The 25775-nt window shown below is 66.5% G+C and carries 24 protein-coding genes; 13 read left to right on the top strand and 11 right to left on the bottom strand.

The window, feature by feature from the left end; genetic code table 11:
• Positions 1-108: 108 nt before the first annotated feature.
• The 3 genes from ACO06P_RS22425 to ACO06P_RS22415 all read left to right on the top strand — a co-directional run bounded on the left by ACO06P_RS22425 (position 109) and on the right by ACO06P_RS22415 (position 2555).
• A complete protein-coding gene (locus ACO06P_RS22425; RefSeq protein ID WP_420347458.1) occupies positions 109-618 on the top strand; it encodes a TRAP transporter small permease subunit in 510 nt (169 codons plus the stop codon).
• Positions 615-2165: a TRAP transporter large permease gene (locus ACO06P_RS22420; RefSeq protein WP_420347457.1), complete on the top strand. Its 1551-nt coding sequence runs from the start codon at positions 615-617 to the stop codon at positions 2163-2165. Before ACO06P_RS22425 ends, ACO06P_RS22420 begins: the two co-directional genes overlap by 4 nt.
• Positions 2166-2327: 162 nt before the next feature.
• Positions 2328-2555 carry a hypothetical protein gene (locus tag ACO06P_RS22415; RefSeq protein WP_420347456.1) on the top strand — a complete coding sequence of 76 codons (228 nt, stop codon included), beginning with the start codon at positions 2328-2330 and terminating at the stop codon, positions 2553-2555.
• A gap of 42 nt (positions 2556-2597) precedes the next feature.
• Here ACO06P_RS22415 and ACO06P_RS22410 read toward each other — a convergent pair whose 3' ends face one another.
• Entirely contained in the window at positions 2598-3428 is an 831-nt protein-coding gene (locus ACO06P_RS22410) for a hypothetical protein (RefSeq protein WP_420347455.1), read from the bottom strand.
• A 299-nt stretch (positions 3429-3727) separates the two neighbouring features.
• Here ACO06P_RS22410 and ACO06P_RS22405 point away from each other — a divergent pair, with 299 nt between their 5' ends.
• On the top strand, positions 3728-4495 hold the full coding sequence (locus ACO06P_RS22405; protein ID WP_420347454.1) for a DUF1194 domain-containing protein: 768 nt from the start codon (positions 3728-3730) through the stop codon (positions 4493-4495).
• Here ACO06P_RS22405 and ACO06P_RS22400 read toward each other — a convergent pair.
• Positions 4492-5385, bottom strand: coding sequence for a transcriptional regulator GcvA (locus ACO06P_RS22400; RefSeq protein ID WP_420347453.1), 894 nt, complete (start codon positions 5383-5385; stop codon positions 4492-4494). The genes ACO06P_RS22405 and ACO06P_RS22400 overlap by 4 nt on opposite strands.
• 152 nt (positions 5386-5537) lie before the next feature.
• Between ACO06P_RS22400 and ACO06P_RS22395 the strand changes: the two genes are divergently transcribed.
• A complete protein-coding gene (locus ACO06P_RS22395) occupies positions 5538-5798 on the top strand; it encodes a hypothetical protein (RefSeq protein ID WP_420347452.1) in 261 nt (86 codons plus the stop codon).
• Positions 5799-5807: 9 nt separating this feature from the next.
• Here ACO06P_RS22395 and ACO06P_RS22390 read toward each other — a convergent pair whose 3' ends face one another.
• The 5 genes from ACO06P_RS22390 to ACO06P_RS22370 form a co-directional block, all read right to left on the bottom strand.
• Positions 5808-6497 (bottom strand): glutamine amidotransferase-related protein, encoded by a 690-nt coding sequence (locus tag ACO06P_RS22390; RefSeq protein WP_420347451.1) that lies wholly within the window; start codon positions 6495-6497, stop codon positions 5808-5810.
• Complete coding sequence (locus ACO06P_RS22385; RefSeq protein WP_420347450.1) at positions 6497-7219, bottom strand: ferredoxin; 723 nt, start codon at positions 7217-7219, stop codon at positions 6497-6499. The genes ACO06P_RS22390 and ACO06P_RS22385 overlap by 1 nt, the downstream gene beginning before the upstream one ends.
• A gap of 52 nt (positions 7220-7271) precedes the next feature.
• On the bottom strand, positions 7272-7736 hold the full coding sequence (locus ACO06P_RS22380; protein WP_420347449.1) for a YcgN family cysteine cluster protein: 465 nt from the start codon (positions 7734-7736) through the stop codon (positions 7272-7274).
• Positions 7737-7780: 44 nt separating this feature from the next.
• Positions 7781-9352 carry a trimethylamine methyltransferase family protein gene (locus ACO06P_RS22375; protein WP_420347448.1) on the bottom strand — a complete coding sequence of 524 codons (1572 nt, stop codon included), beginning with the start codon at positions 9350-9352 and terminating at the stop codon, positions 7781-7783.
• Between the two features lie 189 nt (positions 9353-9541).
• Positions 9542-11143 carry a methyl-accepting chemotaxis protein gene (locus tag ACO06P_RS22370; RefSeq protein WP_420347447.1) on the bottom strand — a complete coding sequence of 534 codons (1602 nt, stop codon included), beginning with the start codon at positions 11141-11143 and terminating at the stop codon, positions 9542-9544.
• Positions 11144-11596: 453 nt separating this feature from the next.
• On the opposite strand from ACO06P_RS22370, the gene hutH reads away from it, so the two are divergent.
• Together hutH and ACO06P_RS22360 are read left to right on the top strand one after the other, a co-directional pair.
• Positions 11597-13129, top strand: coding sequence for a histidine ammonia-lyase (gene hutH, locus ACO06P_RS22365; protein ID WP_420347446.1), 1533 nt, complete (start codon positions 11597-11599; stop codon positions 13127-13129).
• Positions 13130-13378: 249 nt separating this feature from the next.
• Positions 13379-13840 (top strand): MarR family winged helix-turn-helix transcriptional regulator, encoded by a 462-nt coding sequence (locus ACO06P_RS22360; RefSeq protein WP_420347445.1) that lies wholly within the window; start codon positions 13379-13381, stop codon positions 13838-13840.
• A gap of 78 nt (positions 13841-13918) precedes the next feature.
• Here ACO06P_RS22360 and ACO06P_RS22355 read toward each other — a convergent pair whose 3' ends face one another.
• The 3 genes from ACO06P_RS22355 to ACO06P_RS22345 form a co-directional block, all read right to left on the bottom strand.
• Positions 13919-14941, bottom strand: a complete 1023-nt coding sequence (locus tag ACO06P_RS22355; RefSeq protein ID WP_420347444.1) for a 2-oxoacid:ferredoxin oxidoreductase subunit beta — start codon at positions 14939-14941, stop codon at positions 13919-13921.
• A gap of 1 nt (position 14942) precedes the next feature.
• Positions 14943-16811, bottom strand: coding sequence for a 2-oxoacid:acceptor oxidoreductase subunit alpha (locus ACO06P_RS22350; protein ID WP_420347443.1), 1869 nt, complete (start codon positions 16809-16811; stop codon positions 14943-14945).
• A gap of 208 nt (positions 16812-17019) precedes the next feature.
• Positions 17020-18369: an FAD-dependent oxidoreductase gene (locus ACO06P_RS22345; RefSeq protein ID WP_420347442.1), complete on the bottom strand. Its 1350-nt coding sequence runs from the start codon at positions 18367-18369 to the stop codon at positions 17020-17022.
• Positions 18370-18760: 391 nt separating this feature from the next.
• Between ACO06P_RS22345 and ACO06P_RS22340 the strand changes: the two genes are divergently transcribed.
• The 6 genes from ACO06P_RS22340 (at position 18761) to ACO06P_RS22315 (ending at position 24578) form a co-directional block, all read left to right on the top strand.
• On the top strand, positions 18761-19462 hold the full coding sequence (locus ACO06P_RS22340) for a corrinoid protein (RefSeq protein ID WP_420347441.1): 702 nt from the start codon (positions 18761-18763) through the stop codon (positions 19460-19462).
• Positions 19463-19493: 31 nt separating this feature from the next.
• On the top strand, positions 19494-20141 hold the full coding sequence (locus ACO06P_RS22335; protein WP_420347440.1) for a DUF1638 domain-containing protein: 648 nt from the start codon (positions 19494-19496) through the stop codon (positions 20139-20141).
• On the top strand, positions 20129-20431 hold the full coding sequence (locus ACO06P_RS22330; RefSeq protein ID WP_420347439.1) for a virulence factor: 303 nt from the start codon (positions 20129-20131) through the stop codon (positions 20429-20431). Before ACO06P_RS22335 ends, ACO06P_RS22330 begins: the two co-directional genes overlap by 13 nt.
• Before the next feature lie 29 nt (positions 20432-20460).
• Positions 20461-21399, top strand: coding sequence for a metFprotein (locus ACO06P_RS22325; RefSeq protein WP_420347438.1), 939 nt, complete (start codon positions 20461-20463; stop codon positions 21397-21399).
• Positions 21400-21597: 198 nt separating this feature from the next.
• Positions 21598-22506: a methyltetrahydrofolate cobalamin methyltransferase gene (locus tag ACO06P_RS22320; RefSeq protein ID WP_420347437.1), complete on the top strand. Its 909-nt coding sequence runs from the start codon at positions 21598-21600 to the stop codon at positions 22504-22506.
• Between the two features lie 50 nt (positions 22507-22556).
• Positions 22557-24578, top strand: a complete 2022-nt coding sequence (locus ACO06P_RS22315; RefSeq protein WP_420347436.1) for an ASKHA domain-containing protein — start codon at positions 22557-22559, stop codon at positions 24576-24578.
• A gap of 162 nt (positions 24579-24740) precedes the next feature.
• Here the strand turns inward: ACO06P_RS22315 and ACO06P_RS22310 are convergent, their stop codons facing one another.
• A complete protein-coding gene (locus tag ACO06P_RS22310) occupies positions 24741-25742 on the bottom strand; it encodes a GlxA family transcriptional regulator (protein WP_420347435.1) in 1002 nt (333 codons plus the stop codon).
• Positions 25743-25775 lie beyond the last annotated feature (33 nt).

The raw sequence follows: 25775 nt of genomic DNA, 5'->3' as shown, positions 1-25775 counted from the left end.
TCGGTCCTCCTCAGGGTGAGGCAAGATGGCGCCAGGACCTCATGCTGAGGAGACCGCTATAGCGGTCGTCCCGAAGCATGGGATCGGGGGCACCTTCTGGAAGCAAAGATGCAGCTTTGGATCGACCGGCTTGAGGCGGTGAACCGCGCCGTCGGCTCCACGGTGCGCTGGCTGGCGCTGGCCATGGTGCTGCTGCAGTTCGCCGTGGTGGTGCTGCGCTATGTCTTCGGCATCTCCTTCATCTTCCTGAACGAAGGCGTGCTCTACATGCACGCCGCCCTCTTCATGGCCGGCGCCGGTTACACGCTGCTGGTCGACGCCCATGTGCGGGTCGATATCTTCTACAGCCGCCGGCCCAAGCGCGGGAAGGCCATGGTCGACACCTTCGGGGGCCTGCTCTTCCTGCTGCCCTCCATGCTGGTCCTGCTGTGGTTCACCTGGCCCTCGGTGCGCAACGCTTGGGCGGTGCTCGAAGGACCGATCTCCGTCGGCGGCATCCCCGCCTCCTTCCTGCTGAAGTCCCTGACCCCGGCGTTCTGCATTCTTCTCATCCTCCAGGGCCTCGCCTGCCTGCTGCGCGATCTTCTGCGGCTGCGCGGTGAGCAGGAGTCCGCGTGAGCGAATACCTCGACGTTCTGATGTTCGCGGCGCTGATCGGCGCCATCCTGCTGGGCTATCCGGTTGCCTTTACGCTGACCGGCATCGCCGTGGTCTTCGCCGGCCTCGGCTGGGCCTTCGGCGTGTTCGATCTCAGTCTCCTCGGCGCCCTCGGCCAGCGCATCTTCGGCCTGCTGACCAACGACGTGCTGATCGCCATTCCGCTGTTCGTCTTCATGGGCGTGGTGCTGGAGAAAAGCCGCATCGCCGAAGACCTGCTGGAAACCATGGGCCGGCTGTTCGGCAGCCTGCGCGGCGGGCTCGGCGTTTCCGTCATCCTGGTCGGCGCCCTTTTGGCCGCCTCCACCGGCATCGTCGGCGCCACCGTCGTCGCCATGGGCCTCATCGCGCTGCCGACCATGCTGCGCAACGGCTACAATCCGCGCCTTGCCTCCGGCGTGGTCTGCACCGCCGGCACCCTCGGCCAGATCATCCCGCCCTCGACCCTGCTGATCATCCTGTCGGACGTGATGTCCAATGCCTATCAGCAGGCGCAGTTCCGCCAGGGCCTCTTCACCATCGACACCATCTCGGTCGGCCAGACCTTCGCCGCGGCGCTGCTGCCCGGCCTCGCCCTCGTCGTACTCTACGCGATTTACATGCTGGCGAAGGCCTGGATCACGCCGGCCGCGGCGCCCGCCCTCGCCCGCCCGGAGGCAGCGCCGCCCCGCGCCAAGGTGCTGGCAGCCCTGCTGCCGCCGATGATCCTCATCGTCGCCGTGCTGGGGTCGATCCTGGGGGGTGTCGCGACCCCCAGCGAGGCGGCCTCGGTCGGGGCCATCGGCGCCCTGCTGCTGGCCGCCCTGCGCCAGAACGGACGACCCGGACTGATCTATGCCGGCGGCGCGGCCCTGTTGGCGCTCGCGGTGCTGGCGCGCTTCGCGCCGGTGCGCCTGCAGCGCGACGACGTCACCGCTCTGGACTGGGCGCTCGGCGCCCTTGCGGTGGCGCTGGTGGCCGTGGCGGTGGCGGCCATTGGTCTTGCACTGCGACGCGCCTGGCGGGCGGAGATCCTGAAACCGGTGATGACCAGCACCCTGACGGTGACGGCGATGATCTTCGCCACCATCCTCACCGCCAGCGTGTTCTCGCTGGTCTTCCGGGGCCTCGGCGGCGATGCCCATGTGGAGGAGATCATCGCCGCCATGCCCGGCGGTCCGGACGGCGCGCTGCTCTTCGTCATGGCGATGATCTTCGTGCTCGGCTTCTTTCTCGACTTCGTCGAAATCTCCGTGATCCTGTTGCCGCTGGTTGTGCCGGCGCTGATCCTCATGGGCCATGACCCGGTCTGGCTGTCGATCCTGATCGCGATCAACCTGCAGACGTCCTTCCTGACACCGCCCTTCGGCTTTTCGCTGTTCTACCTGCGCGGCGCGGCGCCAAAGGAGATTACAACCGGCCAGATCTACACCGGCGTCCTGCCATTCATCGGCCTGCAGATCCTCGGCATGCTGGTGCTCTGGCAGTGGCAGGGGCTGGCCACCTGGCTGCCCGACTGGCTGTTCTGAGTCCTCTGCCCGAAATTCAGAAAACACTAATGCAGCAGAGAGTTCCCCGCGGGCCGGAGGGTCACAGAAAAGTCATGGGCATTGCTCGGGATCGGGCTTACATAGCTGCGCATCGGGAGACGGCCCGAACGTCGGGCCGGTATCGGGGAGTGGGAGCAGATCATGACGAAGCGGATTGCCGTGCTGGGTGCCCTGGGCATCCTGGTCGTCCTCGTGGCCTTCAGCCAGACCAAAGAGGGTCAGAGCACCCTGGCGCAGATCACCGGCGGTGAACCGGAGTCCGAAGCCTTGGTCAACCCCAACTCAGGCGAAGCGGTGACGCTGGAAGCCATCCAGAACGAAGCGGAGTGGCGCAAGGACACCGCCGAGAAACTCCGCAACCTCGACTGATCGGGACTCCCGAAACCGGACGGTGAAGCGCCGGCAGCGGCGCTAGTTGAGTTCCACGGCGATCCGGCGCGCGTTGCCCGGGCGCACCTCCACCGTCGCGCGGCCTTTCCACCGACCACGGCTGGCCAGCACAACATAGCGGCCCTCCCGCAAGAGGAACTCTCCGTTGGCGGCGCTGCGTGTGGTCACCGGCGCGCTGAACGTCTTGTCGCTCGCCTTGAAGACCTTCCAGTCGACCGTTTCGTTGACAACCGGTCCGCCACGTCCGCGCAGCGCCGAGAACGCGACCGCACCGGCGTTCAGATCCAACGTGTACTTGTAGGTATGGCCGGCGGCGATCTCGATCGTGTGCCTGGCCACGGCATCGGCGGTCCGGGCCACCACGAGGTAATGCCCCTGCGGCAGTATGACTTGGGGGTTGGGGCTGCGCACTGCAGCCACTTGACGCCGCTGTCCGCTGGCATCGCGCCCGTAGGTCAGGATCTGCCAGTCGATCGCAGAGGCAAGCGGCTGGGCGCCACGATGAGGAATGACGCGCAGCTGGGCCCAGCCGGCATTGAGGTTCACGCGGTGCGTGACCGCGCGGCCCGAAACATCAAAGACGGAGAGCGCGCTTGCGTCGCCGTAGCGCGCCTCGACCCGATAGCGCCCGTCCGCAAGCGTCGTCTTCAAGGGTGCACCGACCTCTTCCGCCAGCGGCTCAAGCAGCCCGCCCGGACCGATGCGGGCAATGGAAAAGGTGACGGCCTCGCGCAGCGGCTTGGCCCCTTCGGCGACCGCCGCTTCCAGGGTGACCGCCCGCTCCTCTCCAGCGGCAGCCGCCGCGCCGGCAAAACCTGCGAAGCCCGCGCAGATCAGCAAAGCGAGCCGCATTTGGAAGAACCCATTTGCCCGAAGCATAAGCCCTCACCCCTATCACACTGCCCGACCTGACCGCCGCACTATGCCGGAGCCGCGGTTTAAAAGCGATGAACGGATTCCGCCAGTTGTGACAAATGCGAGCCAGTTTGCCGGCAGCGTCGCGAAACCGATAAGCGAGTGCGCGATGTGGAAAGGCACGAGAGGAACGGCGGTGGCGCAGGACCGGGCCCGTGTCGCCGCTTGTGCTATCCGGGGCAGTCAGCAACCGCTAGACTGGCCGGATGCCGTCGTTACTCTCTGGGACCGCCTTGGTGGCGCTGATTGTTTTCCTGTCTTTCGCGCCGCGGCCCGGATGGACGGAACTGCGCGATGCTTCAGCGACGGAACGCCGACTTGTCCACCTGGAACTGGTGCTGGCTGTGGACTCTTCCTCCAGCGTCACGGATGACGAGTTCGTGCTGCAGATGGAGGGCATTGCCGGCGCCTTCGAGGATGCTGCTGTGCTCCAGGCCATCGCGGAGACTGCACCCGATGGCATCGCCGTCAGCCTGCTGCAGTGGTCCAGTGCCGGCGCTTACGCCGTGGCTCTGGACTGGCGACACGTTGCGAGCGCCGAAGATGCTTTGGCCTACGCCCGGCAGGTGCGCCGGAGCGGTCGGCTGGTCGGCGGCGGGGCGACCTCCATAAGCACGGCCCTCACCCAGGCCATGGTGATGCTGGAAGGCAACGCCTATCACGGCAAACGGCGCGTCATCGACGTCTCCGGCGACGGCCGCGCCAACGAGGGCGACTCCCCCGCGCTGACCCGGGCGCTGGCCAACCAGGCCGGCATCACGATCAATGGATTGGCAATCCTGAACGAAGAACCGGACCTGGCCAGCTATTACCAGGCCTGGGTGGTGGGCGGTCCGGGCAGTTTCCTGCTCACCGCCGACGACTTCGCCGACTTTGCCGTCTCGATGAAGCGCAAACTCTACTTCGAGATCGTTGGCCCGGCGATCGCACACAGTCCGGCGGACGACTTCGATGGCGCGCGACCGGACGCGACGGCACAGGCAGATACACAGCGCCTGCGCTAGCTTTCGTCGGCGCTCGCCGCGTCCACCAGGAAGTCGCGAAAGACCTTCACCTTCTGGCGCTCGAGTGCGCTGGGCAGATAGACGAGGTGATAACCGAGGTCGCTGGACATCGTGAGGTCGAAGGGCTTCACCAGCCGGCCGGCCGCCAGATCCTCGCCGATCAAAGAGCTGCGCCCCAGGGCCACGCCCTTGCCCTCGGCGGCGGCATGCAGGATGACCGTGGAGTCGTCGATGACCGGTCCGCGGCGCGCGTCGACGCTGTCCACTCCGGCCACGGCAAGCCACTGGACCCAGCCGCTGTGATCGTCCTCATGCAGAAGGGTGTGACGGCACAGGTCCTCGGGCCGCTTCAGCGGGTTGTCACCCTCCAGCAGGCTCGGACTGCAGACGGGGACGTAGTCCACCCGCAGCAGAAACTCCGACACCAGACCTTCCCAGTGGCCGGCACCGAAGCGCACGGCAATGTCGACGTCGTCCTGGCGCAGGTCGACGGGCTGAATGGAGTGGTGCACGCGCACGTCGATCTCCGGATACTCCTCCCAGAACCGCGGCAGATGATAGATCAGCCACTTGGCACCGAAGGCCGGGGTGATCGACACGGTCAGGGTGCGGCTTTCCGCCCCGTCGCTCTTCAGCCGCGCCGCCGTATCGGAAATGCGGGCAAAGGCATCCCGGACGACCGGGTGGAGAACCCGCCCCTGCTCGGTCAGTGCCAGCTTGCGGGTCAGCCGGCGAAACAGCGCAAAGCCGAGGTGTTCCTCCAGGGCCTTCACCTGATGGCTGACGGCTGCCTGGGTGACATGGAGTTCCGCCGCCGCCTTGGTGAAGCTGAGGTGTCGGGCGCCGGCCTCAAAGGCCCGCAAGGCGTTCAGGGGAGGCAGATCCTTCATCGCTTTATACCCAAGAAATTCTAATTCATTGCATTAGAAAGCATCGATTGCCCCCTATGCATCACTCCATACTTTATTGGATAGAAGCCAATTTCAAGCATGCAAATTCGACAGAGACTCAACCTCAGTCGACTTTTTGAATGAGGAAAATTATGTCTGAAATTCTCTTGTACAGCATCGCCCGCGCCGGCGGCAGCCTGCCGCCTCCCGGCATCAGCGAGCCCTTCGCCCCGCGGTTCCGGCCGGTCCGACCCCGCCGCCCGCGCCGAACCGCCAGGGCCCTGTTGCGCCTGCGCCGCTTCGCGGGACAGCACCTTCTCGCGATCGGCGCCCGGGCCCAGCGCCTGGGGCAGCGCTGGGCCGCGCCGCTCGGCGAGGCAGGAGGTGGACCGCGGCTGATTGCGGTGAAATAAGCTGCGCCGTCAGGCGAGCCAGCGCTCCAGAAATCCGCGCAGCCAGGATTCCAGCGGCTCGTCGTACTGTGCCGCGTCGGCGAGCTGGCGGTCCCTGGCGTGCGCGCCGGGCTCCTCGAGCATGTGCGCAGCATCGCGCAGCCAGCGCGCCATGACCGCTTCCGAGACCTCGGGATGGAACTGGATCGCGTAGGCCTTGTCGCCGTAGCGAAACGCCTGGTTGGGAAACACCGGGCCGCTGGCCAGCAGTTCGGCCGAGGACGGCAGTTCGAAGCCTTCGTTGTGCCACTGATAGACGTGCATGGCCTCACCGAGGAAGCCGTCCGAAGCCGGGGTCGGATCGATCTTCACATAGCCGATCTCGTGGATGCCGTCGCCATGGCGGGCCACCGGCGCCCCCAGCGCCCGGGCCAGCATCTGCCCGCCCAGGCAGATTCCAAGAAAGGGGCGGCGGCTCTCCGCCCAGGCTCCGATCCAGTCGATCTCGGCGCGGATGTAGTCCTTGGCCTCGGCGTCGTTCACGCTCTCGGCGCCGCCATAGACGATGACCGCCTCATAGTCCGCCTGCAGCGGCGGCAGACTGTCGCCCTTGCCCGGCGAACACCATTCGATTGCGTAGCCCATCTCCTGCAGCATCTTCGACGCCCGATCGTCGCGCTTGCCGACGGGATGATCGATCAAGAGGATGGTCCGTTTCATCAAGACTCCGTCTCAAAGGTTTGCAGTTCGGATTGGGCTGCCACGAAGGCCTGCATGTGAAAGGCCGCCTGCGGTGGCGCATAAAGGTATTCGCTCCCGACCGGGCAGGCCCGGCGCGCCAGGCAGCCGCCGGTCAGGCAGTCATCGCCGGCCGCAACACGCAGATGGCCGACACAGGCCGGAACGTCACAACCGGACTCGGAGAAGGCGTCCACCGGGCAGGCCGACAAGCAGGGTTTTTCCGCGCAGGTGTCGCAAGGATGCGCGGCCGGCCGCTCATGCGGCAGCGCGAGGGTCTCGGGCAGGGCAAGGGCGCCGCGGTAGGCGTGCCAGAGCCCGTAGACCGGATGGATCAGCATGCCCAGCGGCGAAGGCTTGAGGCCCTCCGCCTTCTGGGCCCAGCGCAGAAAGGGGAGATAAGGCGGCCCGCCGAAAGGAAACAGCGCCAGACCGCCGAAGCGTTCGGCCAGGGCGGCGGCGACCCGCAGCGACCAGCGGTTCATGGGGTCCGGCCTGCCGTCGGCGAACTCCGGCCCCGCCGCGAAGTCGGGCCAGAGGCTGCCGCCAAGATTGCCAAGCAGAACAAGGCTGCGGCTGGGCCGACCGTCGGGCTGCGGCGGCACCGCATCGTCCGGCACCGCGATGAAAGCGCCGCGCAGATGCAGTCCGACCGCGCCGGCAGCCGCTGCAATCTCCGTGAGTGTCGGCGCCGCCGCTGTCATCGTTCAACCCTCATGGCTCGCCTGTCACGGTTCGCCTCTCATGATTCGCCTCTCATGATTCAGGGGCATCCTCCGTTTCGGGCCAATCGACGATATGGTCCTCCAGTTCGGCGTCGGCCACCCTCTGCTCGGAGACCACCTGACCGCGCACCGAGATCCCGGCTGCATGGACCGTATTCGGGTCGCCAGAGACCAGGGGGTGCCACCAGGCCAGGTCGCGGCCTTCGGCAAGGCGGCGGTAAGCGCAGCTCGGCGGCATGAAATTCAGACCGGCGACGTTCTCCGGCGAAAGCTGAACACAGTCGGGCACCCGTGCCTTGCGGTTCGCATAGTCGCCGCAGCGGCAGGTTTTCAGATTCAACAGATGGCAGGCAACATCGGTGTGCACGATCTCGCCATCGTCCGGGTCTTCCAGCTTGATCAGACAGCAGCGCCCACAGCCGTCGCAGAGAGATTCCCACTCCGCGGTGGTCATCTCCGAAAGCGATTTGCGCTGCCAGAACGGAACCTGGTCCATATCGGCAGCCTAGCCTGCCGGCCGTGCTCCTCCAAGCGCAGCCGTCAGGCGGCGGGGCGCATGGCCCGGACCGGCAGGACGATCTCGAAACGCCGGCGCAGCTCCGCGTCCAGATCCGGTGAAATGGGCTGCGGCCAGTGCTCGGCCAGTACCTTGCGCGCCTTTTCGCGCGCCGCTTCGCGAAGGTCCCGGGCGCCCTTCTGCTCCCAGTCGTCGCGGTTGTCCCGGTCCAGAAGGCTCGGGTAGAGGTACTCGCTGTTCATCAGGGCCAGGGTCTGCGCATGGCCCAGGAAATGCCCCGGGCCCTTGCAGACTTCGTCGATCACGGCGATGGAGAGCGACTCTTCCGTCACCTCGATGCCTTTCAGCATGCGCATGATCTCGCCGTTGACGTCATTGTCGATGACGTACTGCTCGTAGGCGACCGTGAGCAGGCTCTCCAGGAAGCCCGCGGAGTGATGAATGTAATTGGAGCCAGCCAGAGCCGCAGCGAGGCCCGTGACACCCTTCTCCGCCCCGGCCTGCGCATCGGGGACCTTGGAGTCCGAGATTCCGGAGGAGTTGTAGATCGGGATCTCCAGATGCTGGGCGATCTGGGCGCAGGCGGCATTGAGCAGCGCGAACTCGGCCGAGCCGCCGACGAAGGCGCCGCTGCGCAGGTCGGCCTGGGCCGGCACGCAGCCCATCATCAGCGGGTGGCCGGGGTTGAGGAGGTTCACGTAGGTGATGCCGGAGAGCTGCTCGGCGATGATCTGCACCAGGGTTCCGGCCAGCGCCGCGGGAGAGGTCGCCCCCGCCTGGGGGGCCGAGGAGATGGCGACCGGAAGTCCATGCGCGACGATCTGGTCGAGAATCTCGACGGTCTCGGTCGCATAGCGCAGCGGGCTGACGGTCCAGCAGTTGCTGTAGGAGATGATGGGCCGGCGGTCCAGCGCCTCGGCCCCGCCGGCCAGGACCTCCGCCATGGCGCGCTGCTCCGCCACCTTCTCCGGCAGATAGGCGTTGGCCATCACGTGTTTTTCGGTGGCCGCCAGGCAGGCATAGAACTGATTGATGTCGATCTGCTCGTTGGGCAGGTCGCGCGGCACCACCGGGCGCATGTAGAAATGGATGTGTTCCAGTGTGTCGCAGAGGCGGCCGATATCGTAGTTGTCGCTCAGCCGGGTCTCGCGGACGGTGCCGTCGAGATCGAGGATCTTCACCGCCTGGCCGCCGGTGCCCATGTAGACCCGCTGCCCGCCCAGTTCCAGATCGTGCTGCGGGCTGCGCCCGGCGAGAAGGACCTTGCGGGCCGCCGTCTCGAGGCTCCGCTCGACCAGCTTGTGACCGATGTAGACGCGGTCGGCGTCCTCATCGATGCGGCAGCCGGCGGCGCGGAACACCTCGCGGCAGGGACTGGGGTGAACTTCGATGCCGGTGCGCTCCAGCACCTCCATCGCCGCCCCGACGATCCGTTCCACATCGCCTTGCCGCAGAGGACGGTAGGCGCCGCCGGAAAGTCCGGCCGGGGCCACGGCGGGCGAAGAGCGTTCGGCGGAAGCGGTTCTGCGCCGCGCCGCGCCGCGCCGGCCGCCCGCGCGCTTGTTCTCAGCCCCTGCCCGCCGCTTGCCGCTCATCCCGCACCCGTCCGTTTCCGCCGTCCGATGGCCCAATTCCGCCTGCGCAAACCCAAGCTTGGCGCGGCGCGGCGCAATCGCTGTTCCGCAACCGACAGATAGTATCGCGGAGGACGGAAGCCCCCAAACAAGACGGGCCCCGACAAAGCCGGGGCCCGCTTGAGAAAAACGGGTGCGTGTTCGAGGCCGCTAGGCCGCACGCACTTTCGCGATGAACTGTTCCACTTCGCGGCGCAGACCTTCGGACTGGGTCGAAAGCTCGCCGGCGGCGCTCAGCACCTCGCTCGCCGAGCTGCCGGACTCCCCAGCCGTCTTGGTGACCGCGGCGACGTTGCCGGCGACCTGCTGCGTGCCGGCCGAGGCCTGTTGGGCATTGCGCGCGATCTCCTGGGTGGCCGCCCCCTGTTGCTCCACCGCGGCGGAGATCGAGCCGGCAATCTCGTTGATCTGTTCCACCGTCTCGCCGATGGAGCGGATGGCCGCGGCGGCATCGGTGGTCGCGGTCTGGATCTCGCCGATCTGCTGGGAGATCTCCTCCGTTGCCTTGGCGGTCTGGGTGGCCAGGGACTTCACTTCGTTGGCCACCACGGCAAAGCCTTTGCCCGCCTCACCGGCGCGCGCCGCCTCGATGGTGGCGTTGAGCGCCAGGAGGTTGGTCTGCTCGGCAATGTCGGAGATCAGCTTCACGACCTCGCCGATCTTCTGGGCGGCGTCGACCAGCCCCTCGACCTTGCCATTGGTTCCACGTGCGTCGTCCACCGCCTTGCTGGCCGTTTGCGACGAACGGGTGACCTGGCGCCCGATCTCTTCGATCGACGCGGAAAGCTCTTCCGCGGCCGAGGCCACGGTCTGCACGTTGCCCGAAGCTTCGTCCGAAGCGGTAGCGGCGGCACGGGCCTGCTCTTCGGTCTGATCGGCGGCAGAAGACATAGACTGTGCCGTGCCCTGCATCGTGCCGGCAGTCGCGGAGACGGAGTCGACGACCGACTTCACACTGGCCTCGAAGCCGTCGGCAAGCTGGCGCATGGCCGCGCGCTTCTCCTCCTCCGAGCGCGCTGCCGCTTCACGGTTCTCCTGCTCCAGGCGCCTCTGCTCCTGCGCGTTACTCCGGAAAACCTCTACCGCATCGGCCATCTCGCCGATCTCGTCACGGCGGCCGGCGCCGGGCACCTCGACCTCCAGATTGCCCGCCGCCAGCGTGCGCATGCTACCGACCATACCGGCGATGGGCCGCGTAATGCTGCGGGCGATGAACACGGAGATGATGGCGATGCCGACCAGGATGGCGGTGATGGTGCCCGCGACAAACACGGCCTCCTTCCAGAAGATCGCCTTCAGGTCATCGATGTAAACACCGGTGCCGATGACCCAGCCCCAGGGATCGAAACCCTTGACGTAGGACTCCTTGTCGACAGGCACATCACTGTTCGCCTTCGGCCAGAGATAGCGCACGTAGCCTGAGCCCGAGGCGCTGACGACCCTGTTGAACTCAACGAAGATCTGGGTGCCGGCCTTGTCCTTCAGTTGGCTCAGATCCTTGCCGTTCAGTTCCGGCTTGGCCGCATGCATGATCATCACCGACTGCCGGTCGTTCACCCAGAAGTATTCATTGCCGTTGTAGCGGATATCCCCGATCGCGGTCAGCGCCAGGCGCTGCGCCTCCTCCGTCGACAACTCGCCGGCCTCGGCGCGCTGGTGATAGGCGGCAGCGATGGCGACCGCGCTTTCCACGAGCTGGCGCAACTCGTTGCGCTTCTGGTCCACCAGCGAAGCGCGTAGATCGACCAGCATGATGCCGCCAACAAACACCATTCCAAGGGCGGAAAGCGCAATCAGCAGCGATATGCGATGCGCGATCCCAAACGATCGAACGGCCCTCATCAACATTGAACGCCCCCATGAGCAAATGGTCTTGAATGAGCGAAAGCTAACCGCCGACACCTTAAACAAGCGTTTAATCTAAGCGTCTGCTTCAGAAGGACTTTTTAAGAGTAAGCATCAACGATACGACTACTCGATATCGTCTTTTCTGACTGCGGCACTGGGTCATGATTTCAAGGATTTACGCGAATTCTGGGTTAAAGGTCCTACAATCCAAAAGCGTGTAAAACCTCACAACTTCAGGCCTGCGCTGCGCGCTCCGGCAGCCGCCACGGTCCGGCATCCGGTGCTTTATGGCCGCTGCAAAGAGTGCTATGACGGACGAAGTTGTATATACAACTTTGGGAAGGGAGGATCGCGCCAGTGCCAGGGGACCGCTTCACACTTACGGCCGGGGCGCTGACGCTGCAGGACCTGCGCAGCTTCTGGGAAGCGCCGCGCCCGCTGGACCTGGCGCCCGCAAGCTACGACGCAATCCGGGCCTCGGCCGAGACCGTCGCGGCGGTGGTCGCCGAGGGCCGCACGGTCTACGGCATCACGACGGGCTTCGGCAGCCTGGCGCGTCAGACCATCTCCGCCGACCAGGTGGCCGAACTCCAGAGCCGGCTTGTGCGCTCCCACAGCACCGGCGTCGGCCCGGCTCTGGACGACCGCGTCGTCCGCCTGATCCTGCTGACCAAGATCAACGCCCTGGCGCGCGGCCATTCGGGCATCCGCGCCGCGGTCATCGACCGGCTGATCCTGCATCTGAACGAAGGGCTCTACCCGGTCATCCCGGCCAAGGGCTCGGTCGGCGCCTCCGGCGACCTCGCACCGCTCGCCCACCTTTCCGGCGTGCTGCTCGGCGAGGGGCAGATCCGCCTGAACGGCGAACCGCGCCCGGCGCGGGCGGTTATGGACGAACACGGCCTGGCCCCGATCGAACTCGCCGCCAAGGAAGGGCTCGCCCTGCTCAACGGCACGCAGGTCTCGACGGCGCTGGCTCTGCACGGGCTGTTTCAGGCTGCGGACATCTTTGCCGCGGCCCTGGCCGCCGGCGCCCTCTCGGTCGACGCGGCGCTGGGCAGCGATACGCCCTTCGATCCAAGGATCCACGCTCTGAGAGGCCACGAAGGCCAGATCGATGTCGCGGCGCGGCTGCGCGCACTGCTGCAGGGCAGCGAGATCCGTCAATCCCACCTCGACTGCGACCGCGTGCAGGACCCCTATTCCCTGCGCTGCCAGCCCCAGGTCATGGGCGCCGCCCTGGACGTCATGCGCAGCACGGCGCGCAGCCTTACGATCGAGGCCAACGCCGTCTCCGACAATCCGCTGGTCTTTCCCGACAGCGGCGAGGTGCTCTCCGGCGGCAACTTCCATGCCGAGCCGGTGGCCTTCGCGGCCGACATGCTGGCAATGGCGATGGCAGAGATCGGCGCCCTTTCGGAGCGCCGCACCGCGCTCCTCGTCGACGCGACCATGAGCACCCTGCCCGCCTTCCTGGTTGCCGAACCCGGCCTCAACTCCGGCTTCATGATCGCCCACGTGACCGCCGCCGCCCTGGCCTCCGAGAACAAGATGCTGAGCCACCCGGCCAGCGTCGACAGCCTGCCGACCTCCGCCAACCAGGAAGACCATGTCTCCATGGCCGCACATGGCGCCCGCAGGCTGTCGGACATCGCCCAGAATGTCGCCGGTATCGTTGCCATCGAACTGATGGCGGCGGCCCAGGGCATCGATCTGCGCCGGCCGCTGAAGACCTCCCCGAAGCTGATCCACGCGATGGAAGCGGTGCGGGCCGAGGCAGCCTTCCTGGAAGACGACCGGCTGCTGGCTCCGGACATCGAGGCCCTGACCGAACTGGTGCTGAGCGGCTGGTTCTCCGCCCGCCTGCTGGAGGACGACCTCCTGTCCTGAGGCCAGCTCCTGAGCCAGGCCGTGAGCTCGGCCCTGAGGCCGGGCCCTGAAGCTGGTCCCTGAAGCTGGTCCCGGAGTCGAGCGGCCCCCTGATCAGGGCGCATCCCGCCGGACTCTAGCCGCTGGACGACCGCGCGGGACGCCCTATATACTTGGTGTGGCAGAGGATTTGTTGGCACTCAAACGAATCGCAAAAGACGATCATCGGGTTGCCTTACCGCGGTTTTAAACTCCTTGGGAGTGACCAACTTGTCCAGCTTACCCGAACAGACTGACGTCTCCACGGCGCCGCCGGTGCGTACGTTTATCCTGGACGACCAGGTCCAGCACCTGCTGCGCCGGGCGCATCAGCGGGCCTCGTCCATTTTCCTCTCGGTCCTGGCCGATGCTCAACTGACGCCGACACAGTTCTTCGCCCTGGCGCGCCTGCACGAAACCGGCAGGCTCTCCCAGAACCGGCTCGGCCGGCTGGCGGCGATGGACCCGGCGACAATTCAGGGCGTCATACGGCGCCTGCAGGAACGCGGCCTGATCGAGCGCCTGCCGGACCCCAACGACCGGCGCCGCATGCTGCTGAGCCTGTCGCCCCTCGGGCAGGAAACGGTGTCCGGCCTCCTGGCTGATGCCAAGACCATCGGCGGCGAGATCCTGGCCCCTCTCAATCCCGAGGAGCAGGATCAGTTCATGGCCTTGCTGAGAAAGCTGGTCTGAACGGAACGCTGATCTAGGCGGAAAGCCGATCTAAGCAGACGGGCGGTTCCGCTCTGCGATCTGCCCTTGCGGTCTGCGCTAGTCGACCGTCCAGGTGGGGCCCTTCTGCAGAAGCTCGGCCAGCTTGCCCGGACTGGCTTTCTGGGCCGCCGCGACCTCGCCGGCAACAGAGGCTTCATAGCTGGCCGGCGCCGGATCGCAGTACAGCACACCCAGCGCGACCGGCAGGTGGGGCGGCTCCATGGCCGCCAGAAGGCCGGCCATGGTGCGGTCCGTTTCGTCGTGGACCAGGATATCGGCCTCGCTGACACCGTCTTCGTCGAGGGTGACCGCCTCTAAGGCCAGACGGCCGGGCGCCAGACGCAGCCCTTGGGTGCGCTCCTTGCCGAAGAGCATGGGCTTGCCGTGCTCCAGAAGGATCTGCGCATCGGCGGCGACCGCGCGGTCGGTAAAGCCGGAGAAGACGCCGTCGTTGTAGACGATGCAGTTCTGGAAGATCTCCACCAGTGACGCGCCGCGATGCTGGCGCGCCCGCTTCAGCACCTCCGGCAGGTGCTTCTGCTGCGTGTCGACCGAGCGCGCAAAAAAGCGCGCGCCGGCGCCCAGAGCGAAGGCGCCGGCGGAGACCGGCGTGTCCAGCGAGCCGCGCGGCGTCGAGGGCGAGCGGGTGCCGACCCGCGACGTCGGCGAGTACTGGCCCTTGGTGAGACCATAGATCTCGTTGTTGAACAGCAGGATCTGCAGATCGACGTTGCGGCGCAGAACATGCAGCAGGTGATTGCCGCCGATCGAGAGCGCATCGCCGTCGCCGGAGACCACCCAGACGTCGAGCTCCGGATTGGTCAGCTTCACGCCGGTGGCGATGGCCGGCGCACGCCCGTGGATGGTGTGGAAGCCGTAGGTCGCGAGGTAATAGGGAAAGCGGGCGGCACAGCCGATGCCGGAAATGAAGACGGTCTTCTCGGTTTCCGCCTGCAGCTCGGCCAGGGTCTTCTGCACCGCTTTCAGGATCGCGTAGTCGCCGCAGCCCGGGCACCAGCGCACCTCCTGGTCGGAGGCATAGTCCTTGGCCGTCTTCACCGGCGGTGTCGTCACATTCATCTCAGCTCTCCAGGCGGGCGCGTACCGCCGCCTCGATCTCGGCAATCTTGAAGGGCTTGCCGGTCACCTTGTTGACGCCCTCCGCCGGCACGAGGAACTCGCTGCGCAGCAGGGTCACAAGCTGGCCGTCGTTCATCTCCGGCACCAGGATGCGGTCGAAGGCGGCGAGCAGATCGCCCAGGTTGCGCGCCAATGGCCAGATGTGCCGCAGGTGCAGATGGGCGACAGACACCCCCTCCTGGCGCAGGTTGTCGACGGCGCGGCTGATCGGTCCGTAGGTGGACCCCCAGCCGACCACCACCAGGCTGTCGTCGGTGCCGCCCTGTTCGAAGACCTGTTCGGGGATGTCGCCGGCAATGCCCAGGATCTTGTCGCGGCGCAGGTCGGTCATCCGCTGATGGTTCTGTGCATCGTAGGAGATGTTGCCGCTGTCGCTAGCCTTCTCGATGCCGCCGATGCGGTGTTCCAGGCCGGGCGTGCCGGGGACCGCCCAGTTGCGGGCCAGAGTCTCTGAGTCGCGGCGGAAGGGATGGAAGCCTTCCGGATCGATGTCGAAGCTGGCCGGGAAGCGCGGCAGGGCGTTGACGTCGGGCAGGGCCCAGGGCTCCGCCGCGTTGGCGATGTAGCCATCGCTCAGCAGGATCACCGGCGTCATGTAGCGGGTGGCCAGACGCACTGCCTCCATCGCCACCTCGAAGCAATCCGCCGGAGAGCGCGCCGCCAGCACCGCCAGCGGGCTGTCGCCGTTGCGCCCGAAGACGGACTGATAGAGGTCGGACTGCTCGGTCTTGGTCGGCATCCCGGTCGAGGGGCCGGCGCGCTGGGAGTTCACCACCACCAGCGGCAGCTCGGCCGAGATGGCAAGCCCCAGCGCCTCGGTCTTCAGGGCCACGCCCGGACCGGAACTGGACGTCACCCCGACGCCGCCGGCATAGGAGGCGCCGATGGCCGCGCAGACCGCGGCGATCTCGTCCTCGGCCTGAAAGGTGACGACCCCGTGGTCCTTGAGCCCGGCAAGGGAGTGCAACAGCGAGGAGGCGGGGGTGATGGGATAGGAGCAGAAAACGAGTTTCAGCTCCGCCGCCGCCGCCCCGGCAACCAGGCCCCAGGACAGCGCCTCCGCTCCGGTGATGTTGCGGTAGAGACCGGGCGCGATCTTGGCCGCCGGCACGGAAAAGGCCGCCAGGTCCTCGCCCATCTCCGCCGTCTCGCCGAAAGCATGGCCGGCGTTCAGGGCAGCGATGTTCGCCGCCGCAATCTCCGGCCGCTTGGCGAACTTGGCATTCAGCCAGTCCTGGGTCGCCTTGCGCTGGCGCCCGAACATCCAATAGACCAGCCCCAGCGCCCACATGTTCTTGCAGCGCAGGGCCTCTTTCTTCGTAAGGCCCTGGTCCTTCACCGCATCCTGGGTCATCTGCGACATGTCGACGGCGACGATCCGGTAGTCGTCCAGGCTGCCGTCCTCGCGCGGATCGGCGGCGAAGCCCGCCTTGGTGAAGTTGCGCTCGGTAAAGGCGCCGGAATCGATGATCAGCAGACCGCCGGCCTTGAGGCTAGGCAGATCGACCTTCAGGGCCGCCGGGTTCATGGCGACCAGAACGTCCAGGTCGTCGCCGGAGGTCTTGATCACCCGGGCGCCGAAGTTGATCTGGAAGGCGGAGACGCCGAAGGTGGTGCCGACCGGCGCACGGATTTCGGCGGGAAAGTCCGGAAAGGTGGCAAGGTCGTTCCCGGCCAGCGCGGTGGACAGGGTGAACTGACTGCCGGTCAGCTGCATGCCGTCGCCGGAATCTCCGGCAAAGCGTACCACCGCCGAGTCGAGCACCCGGCGGCCTGAGGGTTCGGCTTTGAGCGCCGTCGAACCTTCCATTCCTGGACCTCTCATTGAACGTCAGGCGGAGCGGACGACAGGCCGGGCCCCATCCGCTCTGCCGACCCGGCGTGAATATGGCCCTGCGGAAGCGCATTTGCCAACGCCAAGTTCGAAAAACATCCTAATCCGCAGTGAAATACATAAAAATCACAATTTCTGTATGTGTATATAGCCTGCCAGAGCGTTCGAACAAGCGCTTCGCAGATCACTCCCCGGGCGAGGACGGGCCGCCCAGAACCGCCAGCATCTCGGCGATGCTGATCAGCTTTTTGCGCGGCATGCCCGGAGCCGCGGCCTCTATTTCCGCGGCCTCGATGGCCTTCCAATCGTCGAAGCTGACCCAGGTGACGCCCCGCTCGGCCAGCAGATCCTCCAGCGCGGCACGCCCGGTGCGGTGCCCGGGCGTCGCCTTGGCGTCGGTCAGGTCCGCCTCGATGTGGCGGGCGATTTCGTCGGCGTCGGGCTTATTGGTGCCGATAACGCCGGTGGGACCGCGCCGCGCCCAGCCCACGACGTAGAGGCCCTTGGCCACGCGGCCGCGGCGGTTGACCACGGTTCCGCTGCGGTCGTCGAAGGGCAGACCCTCCAGCGGCTGGGCCCGGGTGCCGATGGCGGCGATGACCGCGCCGCAAGGCAGGTCGATGGTCTCTCCGGTGCCGACGACCCGCCCCTCCTCCAGGCGAGTGCGCTCCAGACGGAGGCCCTCCACATGACCGTCGCCCAGAACCTCCAGCGGGCGCAGGAAGAACTGGAAATGGACCCGCTTGCGCTGGCCCTCATCCCCGCCCTTGTCCTCGAGTGTTGTGAAACTGCGCAGGGTCTCCAGGTTCTTGGCCTGCAGACGCTGGTCGCGCTCGCTTGCTGCCGGGTTCGGGCCCGCGGGCAGCTGACCGCCGTCGACCACCGGCAAGGCGTCCGACAACTGCCCCATCTCGCGCAGTTCGACGTTGGTGAACTTCGCCTCCAGCGGACCGCGGCGCCCGATGAGATAGATGTCCCGCACCGGCGCGGCGTGCAGCACCTCTGCGGCATGCTCCGGCAGATCGGTGTTGGCCATTTCCGCCGGCGTCTTCACGAGCACCCGGGCGATGTCCAGCGCCACGTTGCCGTTGCCAATGACGGCAACGGCGGTGACGTTGAGATCCGGTTCGAGATCGCGGTGGGTCGGATGGCCGTTGTACCAGCCGACGAAGGCGGCGGAGCCATAAACGCCGGTCTTGTCGCCGCCCGGGAGACTCAGGTCCCGGTCGAGCGGCGCTCCGACGGCGATCACCACGGCATCGTAGAGGCGGCGTAGCTCGGCCAGCCCGACGTCCCGGCCCACCTGGACATTGCCGTAGTAGCGCACGGCCTTGTCGGCGGCCGTGCGCTCGTAGCTGCGGGCAACGCGCTTGGTGGATTGATGGTCCGGCGCGACGCCGGAGCGGATCAGCCCGAAGGGTGTCGGCAAGCCCTCAAGCAGGTCGATCCGATAGTCGCGGTCCAACCGCCGCAGCGCCTCTGCCGTATAGAAGCCACTGGGCCCGGCCCCAATAATCGCCACGCTGAAGGGCATGACAGTCCCGAAGTCGACGAATCCAGTCGTCCCCTGAGGGCAAATCCTTCCACCGGTGTTCCGCCTTGGCAAGGGCGCAGGTGGCGATTGCGGTCAGCCTGCGCCTTACCGCCGCAGCGGCAGGCCGCGTCCTTGTATGGGTTTTCTGTCCTGCCGGTGGTCAGCACGGGAAATACCCCGGGAGGATCGGGCTGCCGGAACCCGCCAGCGACCGGCCAGAACCCGCGCAACCCCTTGAGTTCCCTATCGTTCCCCGGTGTCGCGATTCAGACACGATCAGTCGCCAAAGGTGAAGCTGAAGAAGGCCCATAAACGTCAAAAATAAGACATAGGGGGCCATCGGCCCCCCATCTGTGCCTGCAACTGGGATCTTGCCTTAGGGATTACGCGGATGGCCGAAGAAGACGATCTCGATCTCAACAGCCTCGACGACGAAGAACTCGTCAAGCAGATGCACGACGACCTCTACGATGGCCTCAAGGAGGAGATCGAGGAGAGCGTGCACATTCTCCTCGGCCGCGGCTGGGAGCCCTACCGTGTCCTCACCGAGGCGCTGGTCGAGGGCATGCGGATCGTCGGCATCGATTTCCGCGACGGCATTCTCTTCGTGCCGGAGGTGCTGCTGGCCGCCAACGCAATGAAGGGCGGCATGACGATCCTGCGCCCGCTGCTGGCCGAGACCGGAGCACCCAAGCTCGGCACCATGGTGATCGGCACCGTAAAGGGCGACATTCACGACATCGGCAAGAACCTCGTCTCGATGATGATGGAGGGCGCCGGCTTCGATGTGATCGACCTGGGCATCAACAACCCGGTCGAGAACTACCTGGATGCGCTGGAAGAGCACAAGCCGGACATCCTCGGCATGTCGGCCCTGCTCACCACGACCATGCCCTACATGAAGGTCGTTATCGACACCATGAAGGAGAAGGGCATCCGCGACGACTACGTGGTTCTGGTCGGCGGCGCACCGCTGAACGAAGCCTTCGCCGAAGCCGTCGGCGCCGATGCCTATTGCCGCGACGCCGCCGTGGCGGTGGAAACCGCCAAGGACTTCATGAAGCGCCGCCATAACCAGAAGGGCGCCGCCTGAGCGCCGGCCCCAGCCGCCAAGGACAATTGCCATGGCCGTGGTTCAGCCGATTGTGGACTGCCCGGAGCGCACGCTGCTCATCGCCTGTGGCGCACTGGCGCGCGAGGTGGTCGAACTCATCCGGGTCAATGCCTGGCGCCATCTGACCGTGAGCTGCCTGCCGGCGGCATGGCACAACACGCCGGAGAAGATTCCCGGCGCTGTGCGCGAGCGCATCCAGGGTGCGAAGGACCGCTACGACCACATCTATGTCCTCTATGGAGATTGCGGCACCGGCGGCGAGCTGGACCGGGTCCTGCGCGAGGAAGGCGTCGAGCGTATCGAAGGTCCGCACTGCTATGCCTTCTATGCCGGCGGAAAGGTCTTCGAAGCCCTGGCCGAGGCCGAAGTGGGTACCTTTTATCTGACCGACTATCTGGCGCGCCACTTTGACCGGCTGATCATCCAGGGCCTCGGCCTCGACCGCCATCCGGAACTGCTCGAGCTCTATTTCGGCAACTACAAGAAGCTGATCTTCCTGGCCCAGACCGAGGACAAGGATCTGCAGGCCCGCGCCGAGCAGGCCGCCCGGCGCCTGGGGCTCGCCTATGAGTACCGCTTCACCGGCTACGGCGAGATGGCCAGCTTTCTCGAAAACAAGGTCGAGCTGCCGAAGGAGCCCGCGTCATGGCTCAGCTGACTGTCGTCTACTGGCGCGACATCCCGGCCCAGGTGATCGTCAAGGCCGGCCGCAAGAACGCCAAGATCCAGCTGACCGAGCGCTTCGAAAAAGCGATCGACCGCGCTGCCATGCGCGCCAAGCTGCACGGCAGCGACGCCTACCTCGAGGAGTGGCGCCGGGGCCATCCCAGCGAATGCGGTGACGACCTGGAGGCCGAAGCCTCCGCCGCGGCCGCGCAGCTGGAAAACGACTACGACGACACCCGGCTGGCCGAACTGGTTGCCGCCGGCGGTCAGGAAACGGCGTGATCGGATAGAGGGATACTGGGATGTTTGCCGTGAGCAAGGCTGATGCGGTCGACCTGGCCGCCGAGGAGACCCGCCACCAGATCGTCGATCTGATGCAGGACTTCACCATCGAGACGACGCCGGGATCCGCCGCGAAGATCGCCGACTATCGCGACCACCTGCGCCCGGGAACGCGCGTTGCCGTCACCTTCCTGCCCGGCTCCGACTTTGCCGACACGCTGGCGACCGCCGCCCGCCTGAAGGCCGAAGGCTTCGAGCCGATGCCGCACTTTGCAGCACGGTCCATCCCCAGCCGGCAGGCACTGGAAGACTACCTCAAGGCCCTGAAGGACGCAGTCGACCTGAAGCACGTAGTCGCGCTCGGCGGCGCCGTCGACTCGCCGCTTGGACCCTTCGACAGCTCCATGGCAATGCTGGAAACCGGTCTCTTCGACGCCTACGGCGTGGAGACCATCGGTGTCGCCGGCCATCCGGAGGGCAGCCCCGACATCGCGCCGGCGGCCCTGCAGCAGGCGCTGGACTGGAAAAACGCCTTTGCGGCACGCAGCGATGCCAGCCTCTACATCGCAACCCAGTTCTGCTTCGAGGCGGCGCCGATCATCGCCTGGGACAAGGCGATCCAGGCCGCCGGCAACAGGCTGCCGATCCACATCGGCGTGCCGGGCCTCGCCACCATCAAGACGCTGATCAACCACGCCAAGGCCTGTGGCGTCGGGCCCTCGATGCGGTTCCTCACCAAACAGGCCCGCAACGTGGCAAAGCTGATGACGGTGAACGCGCCCGACAAGCTGCTGCTCGATCTCGCGCGCTACAAGGCCATGGACCCCGGCTGCGGCATCGCCCGCGTGCACATGTATCCCCTGGGCGGACTGCGCCGCTCGGCTGCCTGGAGCTACGCCGTGGCGGACGGGGAACTGGAGCTGAAGCCGAAGGACAAAGGCTTCAACGTGACCCGGTCCATCGACTGACCGCCGTAAAGGCCGGGAATCGCCGGAACCTTGCGCGAACTGGCCAGTCTCGGTCGCCCCTGCGCCAGCCCGGCGCCGCGGAACGGGGACTAAATCCCTTCGTCTTTCGGGTTTCAGCGGCTTGGCCGGCAAGAGACGGATTCAAGCCCGCCGCGGACTTGCTGACGAGGGTCCGCTGACATTAGGAGTAAGGGCAGCATGGCAGACACGGTTGTAAGCTCGGCAACCAAGGAAGTGGTAATCGGCTTCGACCGCCCCTTCTGCATCATCGGTGAGCGCATCAATCCCACCGGCCGCAAGCTGCTGGCCGCGGAAATGGCCGCCGGCGACTTCAGCCGGGTGGAAGCGGACTGTCTGGCCCAGGTCGCCGCTGGCGCCCACATGCTCGACGTCAATGCCGGCATCCCTCTGGCGGACGAGCCGGCGATCCTGGCCGAGACCGTTAAGCTGGTCCAGTCGCTCACCGACCTGCCGCTCTCCATCGACTCGTCTATCGTCGAGGCGCTGGAAGCGGGCCTTAGCGTCTACCAGGGCAAGGCCTTGGTGAACTCGGTGACCGGCGAAGACGAGCAGATGGAACGCGTGCTGCCGCTGGTGAAAAAGCACGGCGCCGCCGTCGTTGCGATTTCCAACGACGAGACCGGCATCTCCGAAGACCCGGACGTGCGCTATGCCGTTGCCAAGAAGATCGTCGAGCGCGCCGCCGACTACGGCATTCCCGCAGCCGACGTGGTGGTCGATCCCCTGGTCATGCCGATCGGCGCCATGGGCACTGCCGGGCGGCAAGCCTTCGCCATCGTTCGCAAGTTGCGCGAGGAGCTGGGCGTCAACACCACCTGCGGCGCTTCCAATATCTCTTTCGGTCTACCCAACCGCCACGCCCTGAACGCCGTCTTCCTGGCCATGGCCGCCGGCGCCGGCATGACCTCGGCGATCATGAATCCGCTGCACCAGGAAGAGTTGACGGGTATCATGGCCGCTGACGTTCTGAACGGCCATGACAGGGACTGCCGTGCCTGGATCAAGAAGTTCCGTGAACCCGCCGCTGAAGGCGCGGGTGGCGAAGCCGCTGGCCGGCGTGGTGAGCGGCGGCGACGCAGAGGCTAAGCCGCCCGGAACCAGCTTCCGGGAACCAAACCGCCGGGAACAGGACGCCCGTGATTGAGAAAGCCCTCGTTGTCTTCACGCCCTCCGGAAAGCGCGGTCGCTTTCCGGTAGGCACGCCGCTGCTGAAGGCGGCGCAAAGCCTGGGCGTGGATATCGACTCGGTCTGCGGCGGGCGCGGGCTCTGCGGCCGCTGCCAGGTGACGGTCGGGACCGGCGAGTTCGCCAAGCACGGCATCACCAGCCGCGAGGAACACGTCAGCGCAAGGCGCGCGACCGAAGAGCGCTATGCCGCCAAGAAAGGCATGGCCGAGGGGCGTCGCCTCTCCTGCCAGGCGGTGCTCCTGAAGGACGTCGTCATCGACGTCCCCGCCGACAGCCAGGTTCACAAACAGGTGGTGCGCAAGCGTGCGGAGGTCCGGGACATCGAGCTCGACCCCGCCATCCGCCTGCACTACGTCGTGGTCCAGGAACCGGACATGCACAACCCCACCGGCGATCTGGAGCGCCTGCTCGCGGCGCTGGAGGACCAGTGGGGCCTGACCGGGCTGGAAGCCGATCTGCGCATCCTGCAGAACCTGCAACAGACCCTCAGGGCGGGCAACTGGCAGGTCACCGTCGCGGTCCACCGCGGACAGGTGATCACGGCGATCTGGCCGGGCTTCCACGACCGCCCCTTCGGCCTGGCCGTCGACGTCGGTTCCACCACCATCGCCGCCCATCTCTGCAACCTGTCCACCGGCGAGGTGGTGGCCTCCTCCGGCATCATGAATCCCCAGATCCGCTTCGGCGAAGACCTCATGAGCCGGGTCTCCTACGTGATGATGAACCCCGGCGGCGAGCAGGAAATGACCGCGGCGGCGCGCCAGGCCATCAACGACCTGACCGATGCGGTCTGCGCCGAAGGCGCGGTCGAGCGCGAGGAGATCCTCAACGCCACCTTCGTCGGCAACCCGGTGATGCACCACCTGCTGCTCGGCATAGATCCGACGGAACTGGGGGGCGCGCCCTTTGCGCTGGCCGCGAACTCCGGCATCACCCTCTGGGCCAGCCAGCTCGACCTGCGCTTCCACCCGGACGCCCGGGCCTATGTGCTGCCCTGCATCGCCGGCCATGTCGGCGCCGACACGGCCGGCGTCATCCTCTCCGAGACGCCGCATCTGACCGACAAAATGACCCTCGTAGTGGATGTCGGTACCAATGCCGAGATCGTGCTGGGCAACCGCGACCGTCTGCTCGCCTGTTCCTCGCCCACGGGACCGGCCTTCGAGGGCGCGCAGATCTCCTGCGGCCAGCGCGCCGCACCGGGCGCCATCGAACGGGTGCGCATAGATCCAGAAAGCCTGGAGCCGCGCTTCAAGGTGATCGGCTGCGACCTCTGGTCGGACGAAGACGGCTTCGCCGAGGCCACCGCCAAGAGTGGCGTCACCGGCATCTGCGGCTCCGGCATCATCGAGGTGCTGGCCGAGATGTTCCTGGCCGGCGTGCTCACCCGCGACGGCACCATCGACGGCACCCAGGCGGCCCGCAGCCCGCGCATCCAGCCGGACGGCCGCACCTTCTCCTACCTGGTGCACGAGGGGACGCCGGAAATCCGTATCGTTCAGAACGACGTGCGGGCAATCCAACTCGGCAAGGCGGCCCTCTATGCCGGCATCCGCCTGCTCATGGACCGCCTGGGCATCGACGCGGTCGAGCAGATCATGCTGGCCGGCGCCTTCGGCAGCCACATCGACACCAAATACGCCATGGTGCTGGGGATGATCCCCGACTGTCCGCTGGAGAACGTCTACTCGGCGGGCAACGCGGCGGGCACCGGGGCGCGCATCGCCCTCCTGAATCAGCAGGCGCGGGACGACATCGAAGACGTCATCCGCCGGGTCGAGAAGATCGAGACTGCGGTCGAGCCTAACTTCCAGGCGCACTTCGTCGAGGCCATGGGCCTGCCCCACTCCTCGGCCGCCTTCCCGAACCTCTCAGCCGCCGTGAAACTCCCGGCAGCCACGGCCCCCGCAGCGGCCAACGACGCTGCCCCGGGCGGCGAGCGCCGCCGCCGCCGGCGGCGCCCGGCCTAAGCAGGCGCTCACAGCCAGTCTTTTTAGCCCCGCGGCATCCTTCGAGACGGCCCTTCGGCCTCCTCAGGATGAGGCATGCGCGCAGGGAATTGACCTCACGCTGAGGAGCGGAGCGTCTCGAAGCGCGAGGTCAATGGGGAGCAGGTCTCCTGCGTGGTCGGTTTACTGGGCGGCGCGGGACTGTTCGTCTTCCGGCTGCAGGGGCAGGCCCCGTTCCTTGCGCGGCGTACGCCCGAAGAAGTCGCGGTAGCACTTGGAGAAGTGGGAGGCGGAAACAAAACCGCAGGCCAGCGCCACGTCGATGACCGACATGTTGGTCTGCAGCAGCAGGAGCCGGGCCTTGTTAAGCCTCAGCTCCAGGTAGTAGCGCGCCGGCGAGCGGTTGAGGTACTTCCGGAACAGGCGCTCCAACTGGCGGGTCGAGAGATCCGCCTCCCGCGCCAGCTCGCTGCGGGTCAGCGGCTCCTCCAGGTTCTGCTCCATCAGCGCGATGACCGAAAGCAGCTTGGGGTGGCGTACCCCCAGACGCGCCGGCAGCGAGATCCGCTGGCGGTCGTGGTGGTCGCGGATGCGCTCGTGCATGAACTGATCGGCGACGCTGGCCGCCAGCTCGTGGCCGTGCTGGCGGGCAATGACGTTCAGCATCATGTCGATCGCCGCGGTGCCACCGGAGCAGGTGAAGCGGTTGCGGTCGATCTCAAAGAGCTCGGTGGTCACCTCGATCTCCGGGAACTGCTCGCAGAAGCCGGCCAGGTTCTCCCAGTGGATGGTGCAGCGGAAGCCTTCCAGGAGCCCCGCCTGCGCCAGGATATAGCTGCCGGTGCAGATGGCGCCGACATCCACGCCGCGGCGATCCATCTTGCGCAGCCAGGCCTGCAGGGCCTTGTCCTGATGCAGATGAACGTCCAGCCCGCCGCAGATGATGATCGTCCCGCAGGCTTCGGCCTGCGACAGGTCGCCGGCCACGTTCAGGGCGATCCCGTTGGAGGCAGTCACCGGCTGGCCGTCGGTGGAGACCAGCAGGCGCCGATAGAGCTCCTGGCCGCTCAGCCGATTGGCGAGGCGAAAGGATTCCACCATCCCGGTGAAGGGCAGGAATGAGAAGCGCGGCACCAGCACCAGGGCGATCTGCTGGGGCAGCTCTCGCGGAACGTTACCGAACATAGGGCGACGCCGAATCCTTGTGCATTAGAGACC

Origin of the sequence: Pelagibius sp. (genome assembly GCF_965227505.1) — a bacterium.
In the GTDB taxonomy this organism is placed as follows: Bacteria; Pseudomonadota; Alphaproteobacteria; order Kiloniellales; family Kiloniellaceae; genus Pelagibius.
Note: the sequence above shows the minus strand (reverse complement) of the source record. Positions and strands in the feature narration are given on the sequence as shown.

Bases quoted from the DNA above. Each gene is read 5' to 3' on its own strand.
- ACO06P_RS22385 (WP_420347450.1), bottom strand. From the start codon at position 7,219: ATGACAGCGGCGGCGCCGACACTCACGGAGATTGCAGCGGCTGCCGGC.
- ACO06P_RS22410 (WP_420347455.1), bottom strand. From the start codon at position 3,428: ATGCGGCTCGCTTTGCTGATCTGCGCGGGCTTCGCAGGTTTTGCCGGC.
- ACO06P_RS22415 (WP_420347456.1), top strand. From the start codon at position 2,328: ATGACGAAGCGGATTGCCGTGCTGGGTGCCCTGGGCATCCTGGTCGTC.
- ACO06P_RS22335 (WP_420347440.1), top strand. From the start codon at position 19,494: ATGGCCGTGGTTCAGCCGATTGTGGACTGCCCGGAGCGCACGCTGCTC.
- ACO06P_RS22390 (WP_420347451.1), bottom strand. From the start codon at position 6,497: ATGAAACGGACCATCCTCTTGATCGATCATCCCGTCGGCAAGCGCGAC.
- ACO06P_RS22425 (WP_420347458.1), top strand. From the start codon at position 109: ATGCAGCTTTGGATCGACCGGCTTGAGGCGGTGAACCGCGCCGTCGGC.
- ACO06P_RS22355 (WP_420347444.1), bottom strand. From the start codon at position 14,941: ATGAATGTGACGACACCGCCGGTGAAGACGGCCAAGGACTATGCCTCC.
- ACO06P_RS22350 (WP_420347443.1), bottom strand. From the start codon at position 16,811: ATGGAAGGTTCGACGGCGCTCAAAGCCGAACCCTCAGGCCGCCGGGTG.
- ACO06P_RS22370 (WP_420347447.1), bottom strand. From the start codon at position 11,143: ATGCTGGTCGATCTACGCGCTTCGCTGGTGGACCAGAAGCGCAACGAG.
- ACO06P_RS22345 (WP_420347442.1), bottom strand. From the start codon at position 18,369: ATGCCCTTCAGCGTGGCGATTATTGGGGCCGGGCCCAGTGGCTTCTAT.
- ACO06P_RS22340 (WP_420347441.1), top strand. From the start codon at position 18,761: ATGGCCGAAGAAGACGATCTCGATCTCAACAGCCTCGACGACGAAGAA.
- ACO06P_RS22320 (WP_420347437.1), top strand. From the start codon at position 21,598: ATGGCAGACACGGTTGTAAGCTCGGCAACCAAGGAAGTGGTAATCGGC.
- ACO06P_RS22395 (WP_420347452.1), top strand. From the start codon at position 5,538: ATGTCTGAAATTCTCTTGTACAGCATCGCCCGCGCCGGCGGCAGCCTG.
- ACO06P_RS22330 (WP_420347439.1), top strand. From the start codon at position 20,129: ATGGCTCAGCTGACTGTCGTCTACTGGCGCGACATCCCGGCCCAGGTG.
- ACO06P_RS22310 (WP_420347435.1), bottom strand. From the start codon at position 25,742: ATGTTCGGTAACGTTCCGCGAGAGCTGCCCCAGCAGATCGCCCTGGTG.
- ACO06P_RS22400 (WP_420347453.1), bottom strand. From the start codon at position 5,385: ATGAAGGATCTGCCTCCCCTGAACGCCTTGCGGGCCTTTGAGGCCGGC.
- ACO06P_RS22380 (WP_420347449.1), bottom strand. From the start codon at position 7,736: ATGGACCAGGTTCCGTTCTGGCAGCGCAAATCGCTTTCGGAGATGACC.
- ACO06P_RS22375 (WP_420347448.1), bottom strand. From the start codon at position 9,352: ATGAGCGGCAAGCGGCGGGCAGGGGCTGAGAACAAGCGCGCGGGCGGC.